Annotated in this window: 23 protein-coding genes; 11 read left to right on the plus strand and 12 right to left on the minus strand. The window is 59.3% G+C overall.

From position 1 onward, the window contains the following. Positions 1–11: 11 nt before the first annotated feature. The 3 genes from ACZZ0D_RS24505 to folE2 are packed head-to-tail and all read right to left on the minus strand — an operon-like array spanning position 12 to position 2,439. On the minus strand, positions 12–878 hold the full coding sequence (locus ACZZ0D_RS24505; protein WP_159813217.1) for a metal ABC transporter permease: 867 nt from the start codon (positions 876–878) through the stop codon (positions 12–14). Beyond that, complete coding sequence (locus ACZZ0D_RS24510) at positions 878–1,546, minus strand: metal ABC transporter ATP-binding protein (RefSeq protein ID WP_463554499.1); 669 nt, start codon at positions 1,544–1,546, stop codon at positions 878–880. Before ACZZ0D_RS24510 ends, ACZZ0D_RS24505 begins: the two co-directional genes overlap by 1 nt. Next, complete coding sequence (gene folE2, locus ACZZ0D_RS24515) at positions 1,543–2,439, minus strand: GTP cyclohydrolase FolE2 (RefSeq protein WP_463554500.1); 897 nt, start codon at positions 2,437–2,439, stop codon at positions 1,543–1,545. Before folE2 ends, ACZZ0D_RS24510 begins: the two co-directional genes overlap by 4 nt. A gap of 84 nt (positions 2,440–2,523) precedes the next feature. On the opposite strand from folE2, the gene ACZZ0D_RS24520 reads away from it, so the two are divergent. Continuing rightward, a complete protein-coding gene (locus ACZZ0D_RS24520; protein ID WP_463554501.1) occupies positions 2,524–3,729 on the plus strand; it encodes an N-acetylmuramoyl-L-alanine amidase in 1,206 nt (401 codons plus the stop codon). Here the strand turns inward: ACZZ0D_RS24520 and ACZZ0D_RS24525 are convergent. After that, positions 3,726–4,103, minus strand: a complete 378-nt coding sequence (locus ACZZ0D_RS24525) for a glutamine synthetase (RefSeq protein WP_159813209.1) — start codon at positions 4,101–4,103, stop codon at positions 3,726–3,728. The two genes, ACZZ0D_RS24520 and ACZZ0D_RS24525, sit on opposite strands and share 4 nt — an antisense overlap. 222 nt (positions 4,104–4,325) lie before the next feature. Between ACZZ0D_RS24525 and zigA the strand changes: the two genes are divergently transcribed. Then, positions 4,326–5,531, plus strand: a complete 1,206-nt coding sequence (gene zigA / locus ACZZ0D_RS24530) for a zinc metallochaperone GTPase ZigA (protein WP_463554502.1) — start codon at positions 4,326–4,328, stop codon at positions 5,529–5,531. After that, entirely contained in the window at positions 5,531–6,175 is a 645-nt protein-coding gene (locus ACZZ0D_RS24535; RefSeq protein WP_463554503.1) for a DUF1826 domain-containing protein, read from the plus strand. The genes zigA and ACZZ0D_RS24535 overlap by 1 nt, the downstream gene beginning before the upstream one ends. On the opposite strand, the gene ACZZ0D_RS24540 is transcribed toward ACZZ0D_RS24535, so the two are convergent. Continuing rightward, a complete protein-coding gene (locus ACZZ0D_RS24540) occupies positions 6,172–6,528 on the minus strand; it encodes an NADH:ubiquinone oxidoreductase (protein ID WP_159813203.1) in 357 nt (118 codons plus the stop codon). The genes ACZZ0D_RS24535 and ACZZ0D_RS24540 overlap by 4 nt on opposite strands. A gap of 29 nt (positions 6,529–6,557) precedes the next feature. On the opposite strand from ACZZ0D_RS24540, the gene ACZZ0D_RS24545 reads away from it, so the two are divergent. Beyond that, positions 6,558–7,523, plus strand: a complete 966-nt coding sequence (locus ACZZ0D_RS24545; RefSeq protein WP_463554504.1) for a CobW family GTP-binding protein — start codon at positions 6,558–6,560, stop codon at positions 7,521–7,523. A 78-nt stretch (positions 7,524–7,601) separates the two neighbouring features. On the opposite strand, the gene ACZZ0D_RS24550 is transcribed toward ACZZ0D_RS24545, so the two are convergent. After that, positions 7,602–8,015, minus strand: coding sequence for a DUF3301 domain-containing protein (locus ACZZ0D_RS24550; RefSeq protein WP_159813311.1), 414 nt, complete (start codon positions 8,013–8,015; stop codon positions 7,602–7,604). A gap of 117 nt (positions 8,016–8,132) precedes the next feature. Here ACZZ0D_RS24550 and pdxY point away from each other — a divergent pair, with 117 nt between their 5' ends. Then, the gene (gene pdxY, locus ACZZ0D_RS24555; RefSeq protein ID WP_053125194.1) at positions 8,133–9,005 is read left to right on the plus strand and encodes a pyridoxal kinase PdxY; all 873 of its coding nucleotides are present in this window, start codon (positions 8,133–8,135) and stop codon (positions 9,003–9,005) included. Between the two features lie 126 nt (positions 9,006–9,131). Here the strand turns inward: pdxY and ACZZ0D_RS24560 are convergent, their stop codons facing one another. Continuing rightward, the gene (locus tag ACZZ0D_RS24560) at positions 9,132–9,614 is read right to left on the minus strand and encodes an acyl-CoA thioesterase (RefSeq protein WP_003229693.1); all 483 of its coding nucleotides are present in this window, start codon (positions 9,612–9,614) and stop codon (positions 9,132–9,134) included. Positions 9,615–9,893: 279 nt separating this feature from the next. Between ACZZ0D_RS24560 and ACZZ0D_RS24565 the strand changes: the two genes are divergently transcribed. Beyond that, a complete protein-coding gene (locus ACZZ0D_RS24565; RefSeq protein WP_463554505.1) occupies positions 9,894–11,657 on the plus strand; it encodes a cation:proton antiporter in 1,764 nt (587 codons plus the stop codon). Between the two features lie 21 nt (positions 11,658–11,678). Here the strand turns inward: ACZZ0D_RS24565 and ACZZ0D_RS24570 are convergent, their stop codons facing one another. From ACZZ0D_RS24570 to uvrD, 4 genes are all read right to left on the minus strand, one after another. Next, positions 11,679–12,086, minus strand: coding sequence for an SMI1/KNR4 family protein (locus ACZZ0D_RS24570; protein ID WP_008078852.1), 408 nt, complete (start codon positions 12,084–12,086; stop codon positions 11,679–11,681). Between the two features lie 139 nt (positions 12,087–12,225). Continuing rightward, positions 12,226–13,101 (minus strand): Tim44 domain-containing protein, encoded by an 876-nt coding sequence (locus ACZZ0D_RS24575; protein WP_463554506.1) that lies wholly within the window; start codon positions 13,099–13,101, stop codon positions 12,226–12,228. 176 nt (positions 13,102–13,277) lie between these two features. Beyond that, positions 13,278–13,718 carry an EamA family transporter gene (locus ACZZ0D_RS24580; RefSeq protein ID WP_249483189.1) on the minus strand — a complete coding sequence of 147 codons (441 nt, stop codon included), beginning with the start codon at positions 13,716–13,718 and terminating at the stop codon, positions 13,278–13,280. Positions 13,719–13,832: 114 nt separating this feature from the next. Beyond that, a complete protein-coding gene (gene uvrD, locus ACZZ0D_RS24585) occupies positions 13,833–16,016 on the minus strand; it encodes a DNA helicase II (protein WP_053125187.1) in 2,184 nt (727 codons plus the stop codon). Positions 16,017–16,272: 256 nt separating this feature from the next. On the opposite strand from uvrD, the gene ACZZ0D_RS24590 reads away from it, so the two are divergent. The 3 genes from ACZZ0D_RS24590 (at position 16,273) to ACZZ0D_RS24600 (ending at position 20,569) form a co-directional block, all read left to right on the plus strand. Then, positions 16,273–19,143, plus strand: coding sequence for a putative bifunctional diguanylate cyclase/phosphodiesterase (locus ACZZ0D_RS24590; RefSeq protein WP_159813195.1), 2,871 nt, complete (start codon positions 16,273–16,275; stop codon positions 19,141–19,143). A gap of 127 nt (positions 19,144–19,270) precedes the next feature. Continuing rightward, entirely contained in the window at positions 19,271–20,137 is an 867-nt protein-coding gene (gene hexR / locus ACZZ0D_RS24595) for a transcriptional regulator HexR (protein WP_053125183.1), read from the plus strand. A gap of 228 nt (positions 20,138–20,365) precedes the next feature. After that, complete coding sequence (locus ACZZ0D_RS24600) at positions 20,366–20,569, plus strand: PA3496 family putative envelope integrity protein (RefSeq protein ID WP_077575111.1); 204 nt, start codon at positions 20,366–20,368, stop codon at positions 20,567–20,569. On the opposite strand, the gene ACZZ0D_RS24605 is transcribed toward ACZZ0D_RS24600, so the two are convergent. Next, positions 20,511–21,473: a LysR family transcriptional regulator gene (locus ACZZ0D_RS24605; RefSeq protein WP_463554507.1), complete on the minus strand. Its 963-nt coding sequence runs from the start codon at positions 21,471–21,473 to the stop codon at positions 20,511–20,513. The genes ACZZ0D_RS24600 and ACZZ0D_RS24605 overlap by 59 nt on opposite strands. Positions 21,474–21,663: 190 nt before the next feature. On the opposite strand from ACZZ0D_RS24605, the gene ACZZ0D_RS24610 reads away from it, so the two are divergent. Then, entirely contained in the window at positions 21,664–23,079 is a 1,416-nt protein-coding gene (locus tag ACZZ0D_RS24610; protein ID WP_053125176.1) for an acetyl-CoA carboxylase biotin carboxylase subunit, read from the plus strand. A 101-nt stretch (positions 23,080–23,180) separates the two neighbouring features. Further along, positions 23,181–24,989, plus strand: coding sequence for a sodium-extruding oxaloacetate decarboxylase subunit alpha (gene oadA, locus ACZZ0D_RS24615; protein ID WP_159813191.1), 1,809 nt, complete (start codon positions 23,181–23,183; stop codon positions 24,987–24,989). The last annotated feature ends 126 nt before the right edge of the window (positions 24,990–25,115 follow it).

Below are 25,115 nucleotides of genomic sequence, written 5' to 3' on the forward strand. Positions count from 1 at the left end.
CGGGAAACACCTCATTGGGATGTGAGCAAGGGCGGGCGGCGCAGCAGACCGTGAACCGGCCCGAACACCACCGACAGCAGATAGCCGACGCCGGCGACCAGCACGATGGCCGGGCCGCTTGGCAGCGAGTAGTAGAACGACAGGAGCAAACCGAACCACACCGAGAGGCAACCGATGACGGCGGCGATGGCGATCAGGATCGGTAAGCGGCGGCTCCAGAATCGCGAGGCAGCGGCGGGGAGCATCATCAGTCCGACGACCATCAGCGCGCCGATGGCCTGGAAACCGATCACCAGATTGAGCACCACCAGCGTCAGGAACACGCCGTGGGCGAGTGGGCCGAGGCGGCTGACGGTTCTCAGGAACAGCGGGTCGAGGGTGTCGAGCAGCAGCGGTTTGTAGATCAGCGCCATGGCGATCAGGCTGAATCCCGAGACCCACAACATGCCGGTCAGGGTCGGGCCGTCGACGGCCAATGCTGAGCCGAACAGCAGGTGAAGCAGGTCGAGGCGTTTGCCGGCGATGCCGAGAATCAGCACACCGCTGGCGAGGGAGATCGGGTAGATCGCGGCGAGGCTGGCGTCTTCGCGCAGACCGGTGCGGCGGGTGATCCATGCGGCGAGTCCGGCCATGCTCAGACCGGCGCCGAGGCCGCCGAGTGTGAGTGCGGGAAGGCTCAGGCCGGCGAACCAGAATCCCAGCGCCGCGCCGGGAAGGATGCCGTGGGCTACGGCGTCACCGATCAGGCTCATCCTTCGCAGGATCAAAAACACACCGAGTGGTGCCGTGCTGCACGCCAAGACCAGGCCGCCGAGCAGGGCGCGGCGCATGAACACGAACTCGTTGAACGGTTGCCATAAGTGGGCGACGGCGAGCATCAGGCCACCTGCGTCTGAGGGGTTTGCTGGATCAGTTCGACGCTGGCGCCGAATACGCATTCGCGGTTTTTGATCAGCAACGTTTGCGGAATATGTTGGCGTACGGCGGCGAGGTCGTGGCAGACCACGACGATGGTTCGACCTTGGTTATGCCAGGCATGGATGTGTTGCCAGAGCAATTGTTGGCCGAGTTCATCGAGGGCGGCGTGGGGTTCGTCGAGGAGCAGAACCGGGGCGTCGGTCAGGCTCAAACGAGCGAGCAGGGCGCGTTGTAATTCGCCGCCGGAGAGGGCCATGAGTGGGCGGTGTTCGAGTCCGCTCAGGTGCCAGTTTTCCAGTGCGTCTTTCAGGCGTTGTGCGCGCAGTTGGGTTGAGAGTCGGCGTCCCCAGAAACCAGCGGCGATCAGTTCCTCGAGGCTGATGGGGAATTGGCGGTCGAGGTGCTGTTGTTGGGGCAGGAACGACAAGCCGCTTTGACGTGGAACACTCAGGCTGACTTTGCCTGCCAAAGGATTTTGCAGGCCGGCGATGACTTTCAGAAGGCTGCTTTTGCCACAGCCGTTGGCACCGATGATGGATGTGAGAGTGCCGCTTTCCAGCTCTAGATTCAGGGGTATGGTCAGCGGTTGACCGGGTGCGCCCCAGATCAGGGATTGGCAGCGGATCATGCTTGCTCCCGCTGCCAGTGGCTTTCGGCGACGGCGTCGTGGGCGTGCAGACTTTCGGCGTGGATCACTCGCAAATGGAATTGGTTAACCCCGGGTGTACGGCGAAGTGCGAGATTCAATCGGCGTGCGGCGTCTTCACAGAACATCAGGTTCTGTCCATTGGCGAGGGCGAAGGCTTGCTCGTCGGCGCGTTTTACGGCGGTTTGTACGGCGGTGCCGAGGGCCGCTTCGGCGTCGTTGATGATCGCGCTCAGCGGTAACTCGTCGATGAATTCGTCGAGGCGCACATGCAGTTGTGCGGTGCTGCGTTGGCTGTGAGGTGTGGCGATGATGCCTTGGGTCGAGCCGAGCCAAGCCAGAATGTCTGCGTGCTGAAGGGCTCTATTGGCGAAGTCGTCGACGAATTGTTGCTGGATTAACTGCCGAGCCAGGGCCGCTGAACAAGGGCAGGTTGAGGAGTAGGGCACTTCAATTTTGAGTTCCACGTGGAACATCTTGTTTTTCAGACTGGCTGAAATGGTCGCTGGATAGGATTTCCATCCGGCCAATGGACTGATTAACGCAGGGCGTTTCAGCAGTAAATCGGTGTGGATATTCAGGTAGGCGCAGCTGGATAAACCTTCGTGACTATCCAGAAAACGCTTGAGCACTTGGTGCAGCAGAGCAGGGGAAAGGCTCTGCTGTTCCAGCGCTTCCAGCGCCAGATAGAGGCGTGACATGTGAATCCCGCGAGCCTCGCCGTCATCCAGACTCACTCCCGCATCGGCCTTCGCACTCAAGCGTTGGCCTTCCAATAAAACAGGTAATGCGATGCCGTGCATGCCCACCCATTCGAGGGGCAAGGCTTGGCGAGCGGACTGCGCGGCGATATCCGGAAGTGTCAGCGAATTCATGTTCGGAACCATCGTGTTGAATGAATTGGATGTTACATTATAACAATGCAATCCACGATGCCTTTTTCATGAACAGGTTTTCATATGCACAGACGCCATTTGCTCAATTTGATTTTGGCCAGCGCTGCCTTCGCCCTTCCGTTCAGTGTTTCGGCCGCGCAAATTCGTAACGCGCGGCTTTGGCGTTCTGATGAGAAGTTGCGATTGGTCTTCGATTTGAGCGGGCCTGTGCGCTACAAGACCTTCACGCTCAGTGCTCCAGAACGGTTAATCATCGATGTGTCCGGCGCAAATCTGAGCGGGGATTTCAGCGAGTTGGCGTTGAATGGCACGGTAATCCGGTCGATTCGATCCGGGCCTTTTGGTCATGGAGACACGCGGATTGTTCTCGATCTGAGCAATCCAGTGCTGCTGAACAGCTTCCTTTTGGCACCGCTGGATGGCCAAAATCATCGGTTGGTTCTGGATTTAGTCACTGCGAAAACGTCGCCAGTGACCACCACAATGGTTCCACGTGAAACACCCAACATCGGCGCTCATCCCAAGCGCGACATCATCGTAGTCGTCGATCCAGGACACGGCGGAAAGGATCCCGGTGCGGTCGGCGCGAAAGGTGAGCGGGAGAAAGATGTGGTGCTTTCCATTGCTCAGCTACTCGGCAAACGCCTGAAAAAGGAGAAAGGTTTTGACGTAAAACTGGTGCGCAATGACGACTTCTTCGTGCCTTTACGTAAGCGCGTGGAGATTGCCCGTCAGCATAAAGCCGACATGTTTATCTCGGTGCATGCCGATGCGGCGCCACGGCTGACAGCGTCTGGAGCGTCGGTGTATTGCCTGTCTGAAGGTGGCGCGACATCGGCGACGGCGCGCTTTATGGCGCAGCGGGAGAACGGCGCAGATCTACTTGGCGCTACCAGTCTGCTCAATCTGAAAGACAAAGATCCAATGCTCGCCGGGGTGATTCTCGACATGTCGATGAACGCGACGATTGCCGCCAGTCTGCAACTGGGCAACACCGTGCTGGGCACTCTGGCCGGCATCACCACGCTGCATCAGAAACGCGTGGAACAGGCTGGATTTGCCGTGTTGAAGTCGCCCGATGTGCCGTCGATTCTGGTGGAAACCGGCTTCATTTCCAACGTGCGCGACAGTCAGCGACTGGTCACGGCGCGGCATCAACAGGCCGTGGCGGATGGTTTGTTTGAGGGATTGCAGCGCTACTTCGAGAAAAATCCACCGATCGACAGCTATCTCGCCTGGCAGCAGGAGCAGAAAAAAGCGCAGGTCTAGCAGCCGACGATTCGGCTGCAAGTGAATTTCGCACTGCTGCCGCCGGAGCTGGAGAAGCGATTAATGGTCGTCCAGCCGACGCGGCGGGTGTAGCCAACCCACGCTTCGCCATCAGAGGCGACACCGGTGAAGAATGTCAGTTGGCCAAAGCGACTGTTGGTTTGCGCCCAATAACGCTGCCCAATCTTTTCAAATCCACGCAGGTAAAGCGTATTGCCGACAGTGTTGACGCTATACGCGTTGCCCTCGGCATCGATGCACGCCAGCAAGTTAGCGCTACGCGTACAGCTGGCCAGCGTCGGCAACTGCGCCGACGCATTGCCAGCAATCAGCAATCCAAGGCTCAACAACGAGCATTTCAACGCAGTTTTCATTACCAATTCCGGGTGTGGGATGGGCTCAGCTTCCTGCTGTTTATCGCTCAGGACAAGAGCAGGGCTGGTTTATACATGTTGTTATACTATAACATAAATAATAACTGAGCCTGAGCAGGCCGATTTCAAGCGTTTAGCTTCAACGAAACCCTCGTATGAAGCCTCAAAACGCCAAGCGCTAGTAAAAGCGTCAATCGGCTGCTTTCCTATGAGGATTATCCAATGTCAGCCGAATTGCCCGTCACCGTACTTTCAGGATTTTTGGGCGCCGGAAAAAGTACGCTTTTGAATTACATACTACGTAATCGAAAGGGCCTTCGCGTCGCAGTCATCGTCAATGATATGAGCGAGATCAATATCGATGGCAGCGAAGTCCAGCGTGATGTCAGCTTAAACCGCGCAGAAGAAAAAATAGTCGAAATGAGCAACGGCTGTATCTGCTGTACGTTACGCGAAGACTTGCTCGAAGAAGTCAGCAAACTCGCCCGGGAAGGGCGCTTCGACTATTTGCTGATCGAATCCACCGGTATCTCCGAGCCGTTACCGGTCGCAGAAACTTTCACCTTCCGCGATGAACACGGGCAAAGCCTCTCCGACATCGCGCGTCTCGACACCATGGTCACTGTAGTCGACGGTGTGAATTTCCTGCCGGACTACCAGGCGGCAGAAAGCCTCGCCTCCCGTGGCGAAATTCTTGGCGAGGAAGACGAGCGCTCGATCACCGACCTGTTGATCGAACAGATCGAGTTCGCCGACGTGCTGTTGATCAGCAAGATCGACCTGATCAGCCAACCCGAGCGTGAGGAATTGATCGCCATCCTCAAACGCCTCAACGCCCAGGCCGAGATCATTCCGATGGTCATGGGCGAAGTGCCGCTGGAGAAGATCCTCAACACTGGTCGCTTCGATTTCGACAGAGCCGCGCAAGCACCGGGCTGGTTGCAGGAGTTGCGTGGTGAGCACGTGCCGGAAACCGATGAATACGGCATCGCCTCGACGGCCTACCGTGCGCGCCGGCCGTTGCATCCGCAACGTTTCTTCAACTTCATCGATCGTCCGTGGCTGAACGGCAAATTGCTGCGCTCCAAAGGATTCTTCTGGCTGGCGAGCAAACCCAACGACGCCGGTAGCTGGTCGCAGGCCGGCGGCTTGATGCGCCACGGTTTTGCCGGGCGCTGGTGGCGTTTCGTGCCGAAAAACCAGTGGCCGCAGGATCAGGAAAGTACCGCCGCGATCATGGAAAACTGGATACCGAGCGTAGGAGATTGCCGTCAGGAACTGGTGTTCATCGGTCAGAACATCGATTTCCTACAGCTCTCCGACGAATTGGACGACTGCCTGCTCACCGATGAAGAAATGGCCCTCGGTGTAGAAGGCTGGCGATTGCTGGCGGATCCGTTCGGCCCTTGGCATGAAGAGGCCGCCTGATGCTCGCCCTCAAACTCATGCAAAACCGTACGCGCTATCAGCATCAAGGATCGACACCTGAAACGCTGACGAAAATCCTCCAGGACGACACCAACCTCGCCGTGTGGCAGCGGCAATTGCCGTTGCACATCAGCGACTTTGCTCAATTACTGCTGTCCCTCAACGATCCCTTGGCGGAATCGTTATGCCTGGAGTTACCGAACGAGGACGCCGAGCCTGACCTGACCGGGTTGGCCTCAGGCTTCCGTGATCTGGAAGGTTACGAAGGCTTTATCGCTGACCTGAAATGGCTGGTCAGCGCCTTCGCCTGCTTGCTGGGAGCCAAGCGCATCGGCCTGCGCCTGCGGGTGCTCGATAAAGCCATGTGCCCGCGATTTCATGTTGATCACGTGCCGGTGCGACTGATCACCACCTACGCCGGCGTCGGCAGCCAATGGCTGAAGGAAGGCACGATGGATCGCCAGCAACTGGGGCAGGCCAAGGCGGAACCCCTAGCGCAAATCCAGCAACTCAACAGCGGCGACGTTGCGCTATTGAAAGGCGAGAAATGGCACGGCAATGAAGGTTTCGGTCTGATTCATCGCTCACCGCAACCGGCCGCTGGCGAGCGTCGTTTGATACTGACACTAGACTGGCTCGGTTAAGGCTTGAGCCACGACCCTTGGCTCTGGCCTTCGCAATATGGCTTTAAATATGCGGCATCGGTGGCGACGCCGTAATAGTGGATGTCCTGGCGATAAGGCATATTGGCGACTTGCGCGTTGCTGCACACACCGAAGGCACCACTCGGGCACTGATCGACGTACTGCACCTCGACTTTCTGCCCGGCCAGGGTCGGTTGGCAGAAGCCGTCGTTGAACAGTTTCTGCGGAATGTTGCGGTTCTGCTGACAGACTTTGACGTCGAGCCGCTCGCCCTGACTGTGCACCACGCAGGCCTGAGCCCACGCTTCGCTCGACAGCAGCGCCAACAGCAACGACCATCCCATCCAACGCATCTTCGAATCTCCCAAGAAAACTCCCGGCCATGTTGCAGAACATTCCTACCCATGTCATTGCTGGCCCTTTGGGCGCCGGCAAGACCAGCCTGATTCGCCAGCTCATGGCCCAGCGGCCAGAGGGCGAGCGTTGGGCAGTGCTGATCAATGAATTCGGCCAGATCGGCCTCGACTCCGCGCTGTTGACCAGCGATGCCGATGGTATCGCACTGGGCGAAGTGGCCGGGGGCTGCTTGTGTTGCGTCAATGGCGCGCCGTTTCAGATCGGCCTCGGACGTTTGTTGCGCAAGGCCAAGCCCGATCGATTGTTTATCGAACCGTCTGGGCTGGGGCACCCGACGCAATTGCTCAAACAGTTAAATGAGGCGCCATGGCTGGGTGTGCTGACGGTGCAGCCTTGTGTGTTGGTGCTGGATGCTCAGGCGCTCCAAGCGGGGAAAGCGTTGCCGGCGGCGCAACAGGAAGCCTTGGAAAGCGCGGGCCTGTTGCTGTTGAACAAGGCTGAAAATCTCGATGAACCGGCTCGGGCAAAAATCGCCAGCCAGTTGCCGCCAGTCCCGTTGATCTGGACGCAACAGGCGCAACTATCGCTCAGCGAATTGCCGGGCCTGGCTACACAAGCGGTTAGCGGTGTGGATAACTTGGTCGTACCCAAGGGATTAGGGCAGATGCCGGCCGTCTGGAGCGATCCGACGCTGCCGATTTGCCTGAGTCAGGCGCAGGAGGGTGGCTGGAGCATTGGCTGGCGTTGGCATCCGGGGCAGATATTCAACAAGCAGCGCATTGCTGAGTGGCTGGCCAGCCTCAATTGGCAGCGGGCGAAACTGGTTATCCACAGCGCGGAGGGCTGGGTGTCTGCGAATGCTTTGGATAATGCCGAGTTGAATTGGCAGGTCAGTGAGTGGCGGAGGGATTCGCGGATCGAGCTGATCTTCGGTGAGGCGCTGGATGTTGAGGCGTTGCAGCGGGGGTTGTCGGGGTGTCGGGAGGGGTAGATCAAAAGATCGCAGCCTTCGGCAGCTCCTACAGGGTGTACATAAATCTCATGTAGGAGCTGCCGAAGGCTGCGATCTTTAGGGTTTCCACTTGGTATGTTCCTGCCGCCACTGGCTCAGCTCGATGACTTCCGCCCGCGGCCGCTGCACCTCAACCACCGGCGGCGTATCGTCGAACGGTGCCGGGTAGGGCGCCAGCTCGATCTGCGCACTGTGCGCACCAAACTGGGTAATCGTGCCGTTATGCCGGGATTCGCCAGTCACGGTGAACTCGAAGTTGTAGACCCGTGCCAGTCGTCGGCGACCGTTGGCGTCCTTGATCAAACCGATCTTTTTCAGCGCAACATTCCCGTCCAGCAGCTCGACGCCGACATTGATGCAATGCTGTTTGACCCGCGCCAGCGCGCGCTCGCGCAAACCGTGGTTGTGCCACAGCCACGCGCCGGCCACGGCGAACAGCATCAGCACGAAGATGTTTTCGAGGGTCAGCATCAACATCAAACTCCAAAAGATAGCGTCAGCTTAACTGCGTCGCCGGTCTGTCGTACAGGCTGCGTTTCGTCGCATACTGCGCGGCTTGAATTTCAATCGTTTTACGGAATGCCCCGAATGAAACGTACGCCTCATCTGCTCGCCATTCAGTCCCACGTGGTGTTCGGCCACGCCGGCAACAGCGCTGCGGTTTTTCCGATGCAGCGGGTCGGCGTCAACGTCTGGCCGCTGAACACGGTGCAGTTTTCCAACCACACTCAGTATGGCCAGTGGACTGGTGAAGTGCTGGCGCCGCAGCAAATTCCCGAGCTGGTCGAAGGCATTGCCGCGATTGGCGAGTTGGGCAACTGCGATGCGGTGCTGTCCGGTTACCTCGGCAGCGCGGCGCAGGGCCGGGCGATTCTCAGCGGCGTTGAGCGCATCAAGTCGGTCAACCCGAAGGCTCTGTATCTGTGTGATCCAGTGATGGGCCATCCGGAGAAGGGTTGCAGCGTGCCGACCGAGGTCAGCGACTTCCTGTTGGAAGAAGCGGCAGCCGTGGCCGACATCATGTGCCCGAACCAGTTGGAGCTGGACAGCTTTTCCGGGCGTAAACCGCAGTCGCTGTTCGATTGCCTGGCCATGGCGCGCGCGCTGCTGGCACGTGGGCCGAAAGCGGTGCTGGTCAAACATCTGGATTATCCGGGCAAACCGGCGGATGGCTTCGAGATGTTGCTGGTGACGGCTGAAGGCAGCTGGCACTTGCGTCGTCCGCTGCTGGCGTTTCCGCGTCAGCCGGTGGGCGTGGGCGATCTGACGTCCGGCCTGTTTCTGGCGCGGGTGCTGTTGGGCGATAGCCTGGTGGCGGCGTTCGAGTTCACGGCGGCGGCGGTGCATGAGGTGCTGCTGGAGACCCAGGCGTGTGCCAGTTACGAGCTGCAGCTGGTGCGGGCGCAGGACCGGATTGCGCATCCGCGGGTGAAATTCGAGGCGACGGCGATCAGTTTGTAAGACCGCGTTGCCCCCATTCGCGAGCAAGCCCGCTCCCACATTGGTTTTGTGTACGCCACCGATCCAATGTGGGAGCGGGCTTGCTCGCGAAAGCTACAGACCCAACAACATCAATCCAAAGGCTGATCAAGCGTCGCCCTTGATCTCCTGATAGCGCTTCTCCAGCTCCTGACGAATCTGCCGACGCTGCTGCGCCTGCATATACCGACGCTTGTCTTCACTGTTCTGCGGTTGCAGCGGCGGCACGGCGGCTGGCTTGCGCTGGTCATCGACCGCGACCATGGTGAAGAAGCAGCTGTTGGTGTGACGCACCGAGCGTTCGCGGATGTTTTCGGTGACGACTTTGATGCCGACTTCCATCGAGGTATTGCCGGTGTAGTTGACCGAGGCGAGGAAGGTCACCAGTTCGCCGACATGGATCGGCTCGCGGAAAATCACCTGATCCACCGACAGCGTCACTACGTAACGGCCGGCATAACGGCTTGCGCAGGCGTAGGCCACTTCGTCGAGGTATTTGAGCAGGGTGCCGCCGTGGACATTGCCAGAGAAGTTGGCCATGTCGGGGGTCATCAGTACCGTCATCGACAGCTGGGCGTTTCCGGGTTCCATAACGTTCTCACGGATCAAGGCTGAATTCTGGAAGCACCTCTGCGGGTGCCTGGTCGCTTTTCAAAAGCACCGTTATCGGGACGCCGGGCGACGGGCCGCCGTCACGCCGGGATCGATCTGTTTCCATATATTGCACCGCCTTCCAGCCGCAAGTCGCGGTGTTAACCTGCAAAAGCCCCTCTCAAGGGCAATTCCCACACGAAAAGCGGATTTTTACTTCGCTCGCTCAGACTTTTCTGACGTCTGACTGCGAGCCTCGTCCTTCAAGGAGCCCACGCCATGCATGCCATCAGTTTTATTCAGGATCTGGCAGTGATCATGTTGGTCGCGGGTGTGGTGACCGTGTTGTTCCACCGCTTCAAGCAACCGGTGGTGCTCGGCTACATCGTAGCCGGTTTCATCATTGGCCCGCACACGCCGCCGTTCGGCCTGATCCACGACGAAGAAACCATCAAGACCCTCGCCGAGCTTGGGGTGATTTTCCTGATGTTCTGCCTCGGGCTGGAGTTCAGCCTGCGCAAGTTGTTCAAGGTCGGCGCGACGGCGTTTATCGCGGCGTTTCTCGAAATCGTCCTGATGATCTGGATCGGCTACGAAATCGGCCGCTGGTTCGACTGGAACACCATGGATTCGCTATTCCTCGGCGCGATTCTGGCGATCTCCTCGACCACCATCATCGTCAAGGCGCTCAACGATCTGAAGATGAAGAACGAGCGCTTTGCGCAGCTGATCTTCGGCGTGCTGATCGTCGAAGACATCCTCGGCATTGGCATCATTGCGCTGCTATCCAGTATCGCCGTCAGCGGCACGGTCAGCTCCGGCGAAGTGTTCTCCACGGTCGGCAAGCTCTCGCTGTTCATGATCGTCGCGCTGGTCATCGGCATTCTGTTGGTGCCGCGCCTGCTGGCTTATGTGGCCAAATTCGAAAGCAACGAGATGCTGCTGATCACCGTGCTCGGCCTGTGTTTCGGCTTCTGCCTGCTGGTGGTCAAACTTGAATACAGCATGGTGCTCGGCGCATTCCTGATCGGCGCGATCATGGCTGAATCGCGGCAATTGCTGAAAATCGAACGGCTGATCGAGCCGGTTCGCGACCTGTTCAGCGCAATCTTCTTCGTCGCCATCGGCCTGATGCTTGATCCGATGATTCTGCTGCAATACGCGTGGCCGATCGCGGTCATTACGGTCGCCGTGGTGCTCGGCAAGATGCTTTCCTGCGGCCTCGGCGCTTTTATCGCTGGCAATGACGGACGCACCTCACTGCGCGTGGGCATGGGTCTTTCACAGATTGGCGAATTTTCCTTCATCATCGCTGCGCTGGGCATGACCTTGCAGGTCACCAGCAACTTCCTCTATCCAGTGGCCGTGGCCGTTTCGGTGATCACCACGTTGCTGACCCCGTACCTGATTCGCGCGGCGGATCCGCTGTCGATCAAGCTGTCGAGCGCGATGCCCAAGCGTCTTGCACGCGTACTGGGGATGTATGGTGAATGGCTGCGCAGCATTCAGCCGCAAGGCGAGGGCGCGATGCTGGCGTCGATTATTCGCAAGATCCTGCTGCAAGTCGGGGTCAATCTAGCGCTGGTGATCGCGATTTTCTTTACCGGCGCATTCTTCGCTGAACGCCTTTCGACCTGGCTGCAGGACTGGATCGCCGATCCGAGCTGGCAGAAGGCGTTGATCTGGGGCGGGGCGTTGCTGGTGTCGTTGCCGTTCTTGATCGCCGCGTATCGCAAGCTCAAGGCGCTGTCGATGCTACTGGCGGAGATGGGCGTGAAGCCCGAGATGGCCGGGCGTCACACACAGCGAGTGCGCCGGGTGATCGCCGAAGTGATCCCGATTCTCTCGCTGCTGGTGATTTTCCTGCTGTTGTCAGCCTTGTCGGCCAGTATTTTGCCGACCAACAAGTTGCTGATGCTCATCGCCGTGGTCGCGGCCGCCGTGGCGGCGCTGCTCTGGCGCTGGTTCATCCGCGTGCACACGCGGATGCAGGTGGCGCTGCTGGAAACCCTCGACAACCACAAAGAGTCGTCGGGGCATTGACCGGCCGGGGCGGCTGGCCGATCAGCTTTCCAGCCAGACGTCCCGCGCCCAGTGCCATACCGATTCCCAGGACTCTTCGGTGATCAGCTCTTCTTCGCCCGACCACAGCACCACGGTGCCGTCTTCCTCAACGCAGTAGTAGTTCTCACCGTCCTGGCAGATCGGGATGAGGTCACGCGGTACGCCGATGTCCCACGCATTGGCCGCAACATCCGGCAAATAGGTGTGCGACTGCGGGTCGGTGACAGTTACTGGCTCCAGGCTGCCGTAGACCACATCGCTGACGGTCAGCAAAAATTCTTTGAAGACAAACGGGATGTTGATGAAGAGTTCTTCTTCGACTTCCACCAGTTGGTCTTCGTCAGGCAACTCCAATGGAACCGGTACGGGTTCGTTGGCTTCGCGCAGTTGTTCGATGATTTCTTCCACGTCCGGGATCCTCTTGCTTGAATGGCGCGGTTTATATGGGCCGGTTTATACAGTAGCTCGCTATAGATGCAACCGCGAAATAGAAAACCCCAGCCGAGGCTGGGGTTTTTTATTACAGCAAGTGAAACGCGCGAGGGGATCAGCCGTTCTGGCGGATACCGGCGACCAGCCACGGCTGGTTCTCGCCCTGCGGACGTTCCATGTTCCAGCTTTCGCTGAACACTTCGCCCTGATCGAAACGCGAGGACTTCGACACACCGTTGAAGGTCAGGGTGGCGATGGTCTTGTCGGCACGGTCATCGACGCCATCCAGTTGCACCTGGAGGTTGTCGATGTAGGTCGACTGGAACGCGTCGCCCAGATCTGCACGCTCACGCTTGAGGAACTCGAGCATTTGCGGGGTCACGAACTCGGCGATCTTGTCCATTTCGTTGGCGTCCCAGTGCTGCTGCAGCGACTGGAAGTGGCTGCGTGCAGCTTCAAGGAAGCTCTGCTCGTTGAACCAGGCTGGCGCGTTGATCACCGGACGGGCGGCAGCAGGTGCAGCCGAACCACCGAAGATCGAACCCATGGCCGCAGGCTTCTGCTCGAACACTTCACGCTGCATTGGCGCGCCGGCCGGAGCCAGGTGCTCCTGCTGCTTGCGTCGACGTGCGGCGATGAAGCGGAAGATCACGAACGCGATCACGGCCATGATCAGGATGTCGAAGATCTGCATGCCCTGGAAGCCGCCGCCCATGAACATGGAAGCGAGCAGACCACCGGCAGCGATACCGGCCAGTGGGCCGAGCCATTTCGAAGCACCGCCGGCCTTGGCCGCAGCGCCTGCGGCACCGGCAGCACCAGCGGTCGCCGCAGCGCCGCCCATGCCTGGAGAAGAAGGAGCCATCTGGCTGGTCTGGTGCGACGGCGCAGCGCCGGCGCTTTTGCCACCACCAAAGCGCTTGGCGTTGGCGTCGAGGCTCATCGTCAGGCCGATGCACAACGCCATGGCGATGCTAAGAAAACGTTTCATAAAGGGATTTCCCGTTTGTGGAGACACGCGCGCCATGTTGCACAGCTGAAGTGTTACTGGCTAGCGAGAGAGTGTTTCGGGCTTTTGCCTGACAGGTTGCGTTCAGCTTCGTCGAGGCAATAAGGCTGTGTACTTTCGGCTGTAGGAATCGGCGACAGGTTCAGTGCGAAATTGCCTTAGCGACGAAACGCCAACATCACCACACCCGCCGTTATCAGGCCGATGCCGCCCCATTGGCGCAGGTCGAGTTTCTCGCCCAGCAGGATCACGCCGAGCACCGCCACCAGCACCACGCTGAGTTTATCCACCGGTGCTACCAGCGAAGCCGGGCCGACTTTCAGCGCACGGAAATAGCACAGCCACGACGCGCCGGTGCCCAGACCGGACAGTAAGAGGAATAGATAGCTCTTGGCGGAGATCGATCCCAATGACTGATATTGGCCCGTTGCGTACAAAATCAAGGCCAGACTGACGAGTACCACGATGGTGCGCAGTAACGTGGCGAAGTCGGAATTGACGTTTTCGATGCCGATTTTGGCGAAGATCGCCGTCAGCGCGGCGAACGTGGCCGAGAGCAGGGCCCAGAATGTCCAGGAAGAAAAGAAGCCTGAGCCCATTTGCACTGTCCTGTTCCGGGAATATTGAAAATCAAAAGATCGCAGCCTTCGGCAGCTCCTACAGATACACATAATCTCTTGTAGGAGCTGCCGCAGGCTGCGATTTTTTTGCTTTTAGATAGCTTCCAGCTTGGCGTAGCCGAGCATCAGCCACTTGCTGCCTTCGCTGAAGTTTACCTGCACCCGCGCCTGCGCGCCGGCGCCTTCGAAGTTGAGGATCACGCCCTCACCAAAGATCGAATGGCGTACCGCCTGACCCAGACTCAACCCGGTTTCCGGAATTTCACTGCCGGCGAACAGGTTGCTACCACTCATCGACTGATTGCCGCCGAACGGTCGGCTGACGCTGTTCGACAAACGGACTTCCTGAATCAGACCCTTCGGCACTTCGCGTACGAAACGCGAGACCTTGTTGTAGGTTTCGCTCCCGTACAAGCGGCGAGTTTCCGCGTAGGTCATCACCAGATTCTGCATCGCCCGGGTGATGCCGACGTAAGCCAGACGGCGTTCTTCCTCAAGACGCCCCGGTTCTTCCAGGCTCATCTTGTGCGGGAACAGGCCTTCTTCCATGCCCACGAGGAACACGTAAGGGAATTCCAGGCCTTTGGCGCTGTGCAGCGTCATCAACTGAATGCTGTCTTCGTGCTCGTCGGCCTGGGTGTCGCCGGCCTCCAGCGAAGCGTGGCCGAGGAATGCCGCCAGTGGCGTCAGCTCTTCGTCTTCTTCGTTGTTCTCGAAGTTGCGCGCGGCGCTGACCAGTTCCTCAAGGTTTTCTACCCGAGCCTGGCCCTTTTCGCCTTTTTCCGCTTCGTGATAAGCGATGAGGCCGGATTGCTCGATGACGGTTTGCGTCATCAAGTGCAGCGGCATCTCGGCGCACTTGGCGGCGAGGTTCTCGATCAGCTCGATAAACGCACCCAGCGCACCTGCTGCGCGACCGGTCAGGCCTTTATTGGCGACCAGCAGGCGCATCGCTTCCCACATCGACACATCGCTGTGACGTGCGTGCTCGCGGATGGCTTCGACGGTTTTCTCGCCGATGCCACGGGCCGGAACGTTGATCACCCGTTCCAGCGCCGCGTCGTTACCGCGACCTTCGAGCAAACGCAGGTACGCCATGGCGTTCTTGATTTCCGCACGCTCGAAGAAGCGCTGACCGCCATAGATGCGATACGGAATACGCTCGCGCAGCAAGGCTTCTTCCAAAACGCGCGATTGGGCGTTGGAGCGATAGAGAATCGCGATATCGCTACGAGCAAGGCCGGTTTTCAGCGCGCTTTCAATGGTTTCGACAACGTAGCGTGCTTCGTCGTGTTCATTAAACGCTGCGTACAGATTGATCGCCTCGCCATCGCCGCCGTCCGTCCACAGCTCTTTGCCGAGGCGCCCGGTGTTGTTGGCGATCAAGGCGTTGGCAGCTTTGAGGATGCCTGCGGTGGAGCGGTAATTCTGCTCGAGACGAATGGTCACCGAATCGGCGAAGTCGGACGAGTACTGATGAATGTTCTCGATCTTCGCGCCGCGCCAGCCGTAAATCGACTGGTCGTCGTCGCCGACCACCATCAGGCTGTCGCCGCCCTTGCCAAGCAGGCGCAACCAGGCGTACTGCACGGCGTTGGTGTCCTGGAACTCGTCCACCAGAATATGGCGGAAGCGCTTTTGATAATGCGCCAGCAGGCCCGGATGATCGCGCCACAGGTCGAGGGCGCGCAGCAGCAGTTCGGAGAAGTCGATTACACCGGCGCGCAGGCACGCCGCCTCGTAGGCTTCGTAAATGCTGCGCATGGTCGCCAGGTACAAATCGCCACTGGCCTGAATATGTTGCGGCCGCAGACCTTCGTCTTTCTGGCCGTTGATGAACCACTGCGCCTGACGGGCCGGCCAGCGTTGCTCGTCGAGACCCAGCTCGCGGATCACCCGCTTGACCAGCCGTTGCTGGTCGTCGCTGTCGAGAATCTGGAAGGTCTGGCTCAAGCCCGCTTCCTGCCAGTGCGCCCGCAACAAGCGGTGCGCGAGGCCGTGGAAGGTGCCGACCCACATGCCGGCCGGGTTGATCCCCAGCAACTGCTCGATGCGGTGACGCATCTCGGCAGCGGCCTTGTTGGTGAAGGTCACCGACAGAATGGAGTGGGGCGAGGCGTTTTCGACCTGGATCAACCAGGCGATACGGTGCACCAGCACTCGGGTTTTACCGGAGCCAGCACCGGCCAGGACCAACTGACGGCCAACGGAGGCTGCTACAGCCTGGCGTTGGGCATCGTTGAGGGAGTTCAGCAGAAGGGAGAGATCATCGCGCATCGGGGCATTCTAGGGTGCGCCGCAGGCCCGGGCAAACCGAGCTTTGCATTAGCCGATGAAAGTGCTGCCAATGACGACCGGTCGGTCACCGGCGACAGCCGTTGGCCCGCTTGGCTCTGCGGGTTTCAACGGTGCCTGAGGGGGAAAAGTTTTGCGCAAATTATGATCTGGCGTGGTTTGGCAAGTTGATCGGCTTGTGTATGCTCCGTCCACGTTTCGGGCGCACGCCCTCCTTATAAGAACAAGAACGTTGCCCATGACCCTCAGCTCCGAACTGTCGGGCCCCTCCGTGGAACCCCGGGTTATCCGCAAGCACTACGCCACCGAGATGGCGGTCGAGCGCACGCGCCTGCTGTATCAGGGTTCTTTATTGCCCACGCTGTTCATGTTGATCAATGGTCTGGTCTGCGCCGGTTTGCTCTGGAGCCCGCAGCGCTACTTCGTGGTCAGTATTTGGCTGGTCTGGTTGCTTTCGCTGGTTGCCCTGCGGGTGATCCAAGTGGCCGCGTTCGATTCCGCCATTCCCAATCGACAGGCGCAGCCGATCTGGCGGCGAATGTTCCTGCTCGGCTCAACGATGACCGGCCTGACGCTCGCCGGCGCCGGCATCGCTCTGGTGCCCGCCGACAACTTCATGCAGCAAGCCTGGGTGTTCGGCCTGATTGGCGCCGCGACGTTGTCGGCCAGTGTCGCGTACGCGGTGAGTCTGCCCGCGTTTTTGTCCTTCACTTTGCCGTGTCTGTTGCCAGCGATCGGCTATCTGTTTTGGGGCGGCGACGAGCAGGCGCGCGGTTGGGGCTGGCTCGGGTTGATCTTGCTCGGCTCGCTGAGTGTGGTGGCGTGGCAGGTCAATCGGCTGATCGACCGCGGCTTGCTGCGGCGCTTTCAGAATCAGCACCTCATTGAACACCTGCAACAGACCCAATCCCGTAGCGAGCAACTCAATCAGGAACTGGCCAAGGAGATCGACCACCGGCGTTGTGCCGAGGGCAAGTTGCGTGAAGCCCAGGTCGCCCTTGAGGATCGTGTTGCCCAGCGCAGCCGCGAACTGGACGCCGCCAATCAGGCCCTGAGCAAAAGCGAAGCGCGGCTGGCGCTGGCGTTGAAGGCCAGTGAGCTGGGGTTGTGGGACTGGAACCTGCAAACCGACGAAGTCCATCACACGCAGATTCAGGAACTGTTCGGCCTCGCCCCGGAATACGTCACGGCGTTGCTGCGCGATCTCAAGCCGCGATTGCACCCCGAAGACGTGCCCAACCTCAAACTCGCGCTGACCGAGCATTTAAAGGGTCGCACAGAGGATTATCAGATTGAGTACCGCGTGCGTCATGGCGACGGTCATTGGGTGTGGATCGAAGACCGTGGCCGCGCGGTGGAGCGCAGTGACAGCGGACGCGTGATCCGCATGGTCGGCACCCGCCGCGACATCAGCGTCAGCAAAAGCCTCGAAGAACAGCAACGCCTGGCGGCGACGGTTTTTGAAGCGGCCAGCGAAGGCATCGTCATTCTCGACCCAAACTACGCGCTGATCGCGATCAATCAGGCGTTCAGTCGTGTCACCGGTTACGACATCGACGACATGCTTGGGCGCAACGTCGTCGAGCTGCCGTGCAGCCGTGATGCGCGGCGTCATTATGTGGCGATCCGTCATGCACTGGAGCAGCACGGCAGTTGGCAGGGTGAGTTGGTCGAGACGCGCAAGAACGGCGAGCTGTATCCGCAGTGGCTGCAATTGAATGCGGTGCGCGACAGTCGCGGTAATGTCAGCCATATCGTCGGCTTCTTCGCCGATCTCTCCGCGCGACGCGAATCCGAAGAGCGCATGCGTTACCTGACCCATTACGACGAACTCACCGGGTTGGCCAACCGTTCGTTGTTCCGCGAACGTCTGCACGAAGCGCATCAGCGTTCACGTCAGGGGCGGCGCAGTCTGGCGTTGCTGCACATCAATCTGGATCGCTTCAAATTGCTCAACGACAGTCTTGGCCATGAAGTCGCTGACCAGTTGTTGCAGAAGATGGCGCGGCGGCTGGTCAACGCGTTGCCGGAGGCCGACACCATTGCGCGTTTGTCCGGCGATGAATTTGCGGTGCTGTTCGATGCTTACGGCAACCTGTCGAGTCTGGCGCGGGTCGCTACGCGATTGTCGGCCAAGCTGCGTTTGCCGCTGACGGTTGAAGGGCATGAACTGGTGGTCAGCGCCTCGATGGGCATCAGCATGCTGCCGGACAACGCGCGGGAAATTTCCGCATTGGTCAGCCAGTCGAACATGGCCATGCAACACGCCAAACACCTCGGCGGCAACAACTTCCAGTTCTACACCGAGAGCCTGCAGGCCAGCACCCTTGAGCGCTTGCAGCTGGAAAACCAGCTGCGCAAAGCCATCGAGGACAAGCAGCTCAAAGTGTTTTACCAGCCGAAGCTGTGCCTCGAATCGGGGCGCTTGAACGCGGCGGAAGCGCTGGTGCGCTGGGATCACCCGACCATGGGCCGGGTGCCGCCGGGGGATTTTATCGGACTGGCCGAGGAAACCGGATTGATCGGGCCGATTGGAGAATTCGTCCTGCGTCAGGCTTGCTGGCAGGCGTGCGAATGGCAGCGACAAGGTCTGGAGCCGATCCGCGTTTCGGTGAACCTCTCGGTGCATCAACTGCGTCAGGGCAAACTGGTCAGTCTGGTGCGTCAGGTGCTGGAGGAAACCGGTCTGGCGCCGCACTACCTCGAACTGGAACTGACCGAAAGCCAGTTGCTCGACAGCGTCGAACACATCATCGCGACCTTCCAGCAGCTGCGCGATCTGGGCGTGAAACTGGCCATCGATGACTTCGGCACCGGCTATTCGTCGTTGAGTTATCTCAAGCGTATTCCGGTGGATTACGTGAAGATCGATCAGGCGTTCATACGCGGATTGGGCGAGGGCAGTGAGGATGCGGCGATTACCCGCGCGATCATCGCCATGGCCCACGGGCTGTCGCTGAAAGTGGTCGCCGAGGGCGTTGAACGGCAGGATCAGCTGGAATTTTTACGCGCCGAACGTTGCGATGAGGTGCAGGGCTATCTGATCAGTCGTCCGGTGGAGGCTGCCGGTCTGGCCGGGCTTTTGCGCAATCAGGAAAAACCGCTTTAAGGGCTACATGCACCCCATCGCGCCTGATATGGGGACATGGAGTTACGCATTGAGCAGGCAAAAAGCCAATTCATGTAGTATAACTACAAGCGTGCTACATCCTTGCCCATAAGAAGAGTCCAGCCCCTTGAATCTGCTGCAACACATCGCCCAGTCACGTCACCTGTTACGCAAGTCGGAGCTCAAGGTCGCCGACCACGTGCTGCTTGACCCTGCGGCCGTGATGCACAGTTCCATGGCCGACCTGGCCCACAACGTCGGCATCAGTGAGCCGACCATCGTGCGCTTCTGTCGCGCCATCGGTTGCTCCGGTTTTCAGGATCTCAAACTGAAGTTAGCGCAGAGCCTTGCGGCCGGTGCCAGCTTCGGCCAGTTCGCGATCCACGAAGACGACTCGGTTGCCGATTACAGCCTGAAGATTTTCGACACCACGTTGCACACGTTGATGGAGGTTCGCGAGAAGCTCGATCCGATTGAGTTGCAGCGCGCGGTGACGTTGATGTCGCAGGCGCAGCGCGTCGAGTTCTATGGTTTTGGCGCTTCGGGCGCGGTGGCTGCGGATGCGCAGCACAAGTTCTTCCGTTTGTTGCTGACCGCAGCGGCGTATTCCGATCCGCACATGCAGGCGATGTCGGCGGTGACGTTGAAGCCGACCGATGTGGCGATCTGTATTTCCCAGTCCGGGCGCTCCAAGGATTTGCTGATCACCGCAAATCTGGTGCGTGAGAGCGGTGCGTCGTTGATTACCTTGTGCCCGAGCCAGACGCCGTTGGCCGAGTTATCGACTGTTAATCTGGCGATCGATGTGCATGAAGACACTGAAATCTATACGCCGCTGACCTCGCGTATCGCGCACCTGGTGGTGATTGATGTGTTGGCGATGGGCGTGGCAATGGCGCGTGGGCCGAGTCTGGTTAATCACCTCAAGAGCGTGAAGCGCAGTTTGCGCAGTTTGCGCCTCTCTCCGAAAGCCGCCAAAGCTCTGGATGACTGAAGTCATCTAAGGTCGTTCCGACCTTAATCGCGAGCAGGCTCGCTCCCACAGGGGATCTCCGGGGTACACAAATTCTGTGTCATACCGAGATCAAATGTGGGAGCGAGCCTGCTCGCGAAGGCGTCCTCAAAAACACCGCAAATTCATCGCACTGTCATCCGCAAGAAGCCAAACCGTCATCCCCTACGCCTATCGTGAAACTCCCGTCATCGCCTTGGGAGACTCGAAATGGCTCAGCCCTACGAAGAACGCAACAGCGCCGCGAAAACCCGTCGTCAGCAGGAAGACCAGCGCCGCATGGAATTTCGCCGCGCTATCGAAGATCGCTTCGAACTCCGTCAGCTTCAAGCCGAAATCGGCGACTTTCCCGACATCACTCACTGGCAGGCGGCACCCGCAGCTTCCCGTCGAAGCGCTCAACCAGCGCGCTGATCTGCACGCGTTCGCTGCGGATAAACGCCAGGAAGGCGTGCGCCACCGGTGACAAGCGTTTGGCTTTCGCTTGCACCAGGCACCAGCTACGGAACAGCGGCAATTCCTCGACCGGCAGCTCGAAGAGCCCGCCAGTCGCCAGCTCCAGGTTCAGGGCGTGGCGCGTCAACAGCGCCAGGCCCAGACCCGCTTGCACACATTCACGCTGCGCTTCGGCCGACGCCACTTCCTGAGTCTGAGTGAAGTGCACGCGTTTCTCTTTGAAATACTCTTCGCACGCCAGTCGCGTACCCGAGCCGGGCTCGCGGATCAGCAGCGTGTAAGGTTCCAGATCCTGTAAACGCAGCGGGCCCATGTGCGCCAACGGGTGATCCGGGCGCGCCACGGCAACAATCGGGTTGTTGAGGAATGGCAAAAATTCCAGGCCCATGTCCTGCGGCACCATCGACATGATCACCAGATCGTCACGGTTGTCCGACAGCCTGCGAATGACCTGGCCACGGTTGACCACGGTCAGTTGCAGATTCACTTCCGGGTGCTGGCGTTTAAACGCGGCAAAAAGGTGCGGGACGAAATATTTGGCGCTGGATTCCACCGCCAGTTTCAGCTGACCCTGCAGCGAGCCCTGCATGTCCGACAGCTGCATATCGAGGTTTTCCAGACGCCCGAAAATATCCCGGCTGGCGCGCTGAAGGGCTTCAGCGGCTTCGGTCATGTAGAGTTTTTTGCCGACATAATCGAATAATGGCTGGCCGATCAGCTCTTCCAGCTGCTTTATTTGCAGGCTGACCGCCGGTTGGGTGAGCGACATTTCATCCGCGGCGCGGCTGTAAGAGCGTAAATCACACACCTCGTTGAAGATCTGTAGCTGACGCAATGTCATACGCATCAAGGACTTACGCATTTTATTCGGGCTCGGCGCGCGGGTGGATGTTCGAACTATAAGTCTTTACTTATGGCTAACCCAATTATTATTCATTTTTGTTAATCCCTTATGAGCGCTAGTGTGGATCTGCGACTAAATTGAAACATTTGGTCACGCGTCGACCTGGGTCTAGCAGGTCGTGGTGCCACCGGCTCAAGGGAACCTCCAAGTGATAACAAAGATCCTGATCGCCAACCGTGGTGAGATTGCCGTACGAATCGTGCGAGCCTGCGCCGAAATGGGCATTCGCTCGGTTGCGATTTTTTCCGACGCCGACCGTCATGCGCTGCATGTGAAGCGAGCGGATGAGGCCCACAGCATCGGTGCCGAGCCACTGGCCGGTTATCTGAACCCGCGCAAGCTGGTGAACCTTGCCGTGGAAACTGGTTGCGATGCCCTGCATCCCGGCTACGGTTTCCTTTCGGAAAACGCTGAGCTGGCTGATATCTGTGCCGAACGCGGGATCAAGTTCATTGGCCCGTCGGCAGAAGTCATTCGCCGCATGGGCGACAAGACCGAAGCGCGCCGCAGCATGATCAAGGCCGGCGTACCGGTCACGCCGGGCACTGAAGGCAACGTCGCCGACATCGAAGAAGCTTTGGTCGAGGGCGACCGCATCGGTTATCCGGTGATGCTCAAGGCCACCTCCGGTGGTGGCGGCCGTGGTATCCGCCGCTGCAACAGCCGCGAAGAACTCGAACAGAATTTCCCTCGGGTGATTTCTGAAGCGACCAAGGCGTTCGGTTCTGCCGAAGTGTTCCTGGAAAAATGCATCGTCAATCCCAAGCACATCGAAGCGCAGATCCTCGGCGACAGCTTCGGCAACGTCGTGCACCTGTTCGAGCGTGACTGCTCGATCCAGCGTCGCAACCAGAAGCTCATCGAAATCGCCCCGAGCCCGCAACTGACCCCGGAACAGCGCGCCTACATCGGCGACCTGTCGGTGCGTGCGGCCAAGGCAGTGGGTTACGAGAACGCCGGCACCGTAGAGTTCCTGCTCGCCGAGGGCGAGGTGTACTTCATGGAGATGAACACCCGGGTGCAGGTGGAACACACCATCACCGAAGAAATCACCGGGATCGACATCGTCCGCGAACAGATTCGCATCGCTTCCGGCCTGCCGCTGTCGGTGAAGCAGGAAGACATTCAGCACCGTGGTTTCGCGTTGCAGTTCCGTATCAACGCCGAAGACCCGAAAAATAACTTCCTGCCGAGCTTCGGCAAGATCACCCGTTACTACGCCCCCGGCGGCCCGGGCGTGCGCACCGATACAGCGATCTACACCGGCTACACCATCCCGCCGTTCTACGACTCGATGTGCCTGAAACTGGTGGTCTGGGCACTGACCTGGGAAGAGGCGATGGATCGTGGCCTGCGCGCACTGGACGACATGCGTCTGCAAGGCGTGAAGACCACCGCCGCGTACTACCAGGAAATCCTGCGCAACCCGGAATTCCGTAGCGGCCAGTTCAATACCAGCTTCGTTGAAAGCCACCCTGAACTGACCAACTACTCGATCAAGCGCAAACCCGAAGAGCTGGCCCTGGCCATCGCCGCCGCCATCGCCGCCCACGCAGGCCTATGAATGAAACAGCTGCGAGCTTTTAGCTGCAAGCGGCAAGTAAAAGCAGATTGGCTTTTTCTTGCAGCTTTTAGCTTGAAGCTTGCCGCTATGAGGAGATACCAATGACTAAGAAGATCTTCGTTACCGACACCATCCTGCGCGACGCTCACCAATCGCTGCTCGCCACCCGCATGCGCACCGAAGACATGCTGCCGATCTGCGACAAGCTCGACAAAGTCGGCTATTGGTCGCTGGAGTGCTGGGGCGGCGCGACGTTCGACGCCTGCGTCCGCTTTCTGAAAGAAGACCCGTGGGAGCGTCTGCGCCAACTGCGCGCGGCGCTGCCTAACACGCGTCTGCAAATGCTCCTGCGCGGGCAGAACCTGCTGGGCTACCGTCACTACAGCGACGACGTGGTCAAAGCCTTCGTCGCCAAAGCTGCCGTCAATGGCATCGACGTGTTCCGCATCTTCGACGCGATGAACGACGTGCGTAACCTGCGCGTGGCCATCGAAGCGGTGAAAGCGGCCGGCAAACATGCCCAAGGCACCATCGCTTACACCACCAGCCCGGTGCACACGATCGACGCGTTCGTCACCCAGGCCAAGCAAATGGAAGCCATGGGTTGCGACTCGGTGGCGATCAAGGACATGGCCGGTCTGCTGACCCCGTACGCCACTGGCGAACTGGTTCGCGCACTGAAAGCCGAGCAGTCGCTGCCGGTGTTCATCCACTCGCACGACACGGCCGGTCTGGCGACCATGTGCCAGCTCAAGGCAATTGAAAACGGCGCCGACCACATCGACACCGCGATCTCCAGCTTCGCCTCAGGCACCAGCCACCCGGGCACCGAGTCGATGGTCGCTGCGCTAAAGGGCACCGAATTCGATACCGGTCTGAACCTCGAACTGCTGCAAGAGATCGGCCTGTACTTCTACGCCGTGCGTAAGAAGTACCACCAGTTTGAAAGCGAATTCACCGCCGTCGACACCCGCGTGCAAGTCAACCAGGTGCCGGGCGGGATGATCTCCAACCTCGCCAACCAGTTGAAAGAGCAGGGCGCTCTCAACCGCATGGGCGAAGTGCTCGCGGAAATCCCGCGCGTGCGTGAAGACCTCGGCTTCCCGCCGCTGGTGACGCCGACTTCGCAGATCGTCGGCACTCAGGCGTTCTTCAACGTGCTGGCCGGCGAGCGTTACAAGACCATCACCAACGAAGTGAAGCTCTACTTGCAAGGCGGCTACGGCAAGGCGCCGGGCGTGGTCAACGAGAAGCTGCGTCGTCAGGCGATCGGCAGCGAAGAAGTCATCGACGTGCGTCCGGCCGATCTGCTCAAGCCGGAAATGACCAAGCTGCGTGCCGACATCGGCGCACTGGCCAAGTCGGAAGAAGACGTGCTGACCTTCGCCATGTTCCCGGACATCGGCCGCAAGTTCCTCGAAGAACGTGCCGCCGGCACCCTCACGCCAGAAGTGTTGCTGCCGATTCCTGAGGCGGGCGGTGTGACCAAGGCGGGTGGCGAAGGTGTACCGACCGAGTTCGTCATCGACGTGCACGGCGAAACCTACCGCGTCGACATCACCGGTGTCGGTGTTAAAGCGGAAGGCAAACGTCACTTCTACCTGTCCATCGACGGCATGCCGGAAGAAGTGGTGTTCGAACCGCTCAACGAATTCGTCGGCGGTGGCAGTAGCAAGCGTAAGCAAGCTTCGGCACCGGGCCACGTCAGCACGACCATGCCGGGCAACATCGTTGATGTGCTGGTCAAGGAAGGCGACACCGTCAAGGCTGGCCAGGCTGTGCTGATCACCGAAGCGATGAAGATGGAAACCGAAGTCCAGGCAGCGATTGCCGGCAAGGTCACGGCGATTCATGTGGCCAAGGGTGATCGGGTCAATCCGGGCGAAATCCTGATCGAGATCGAAGGCTGAGATAACCGCCGCGATCCAACGCTTTAAACCTCGGGGGGGCATGTGCTCCCCTTTTTTTGCCTGTGATTTGTAGGAGTGAGCCTGCTCGCGATGGCGGTGGATCAGTTGATGAAGATTTGACTGAAA

Source organism: Pseudomonas sp. AC193 (assembly GCF_979258075.1).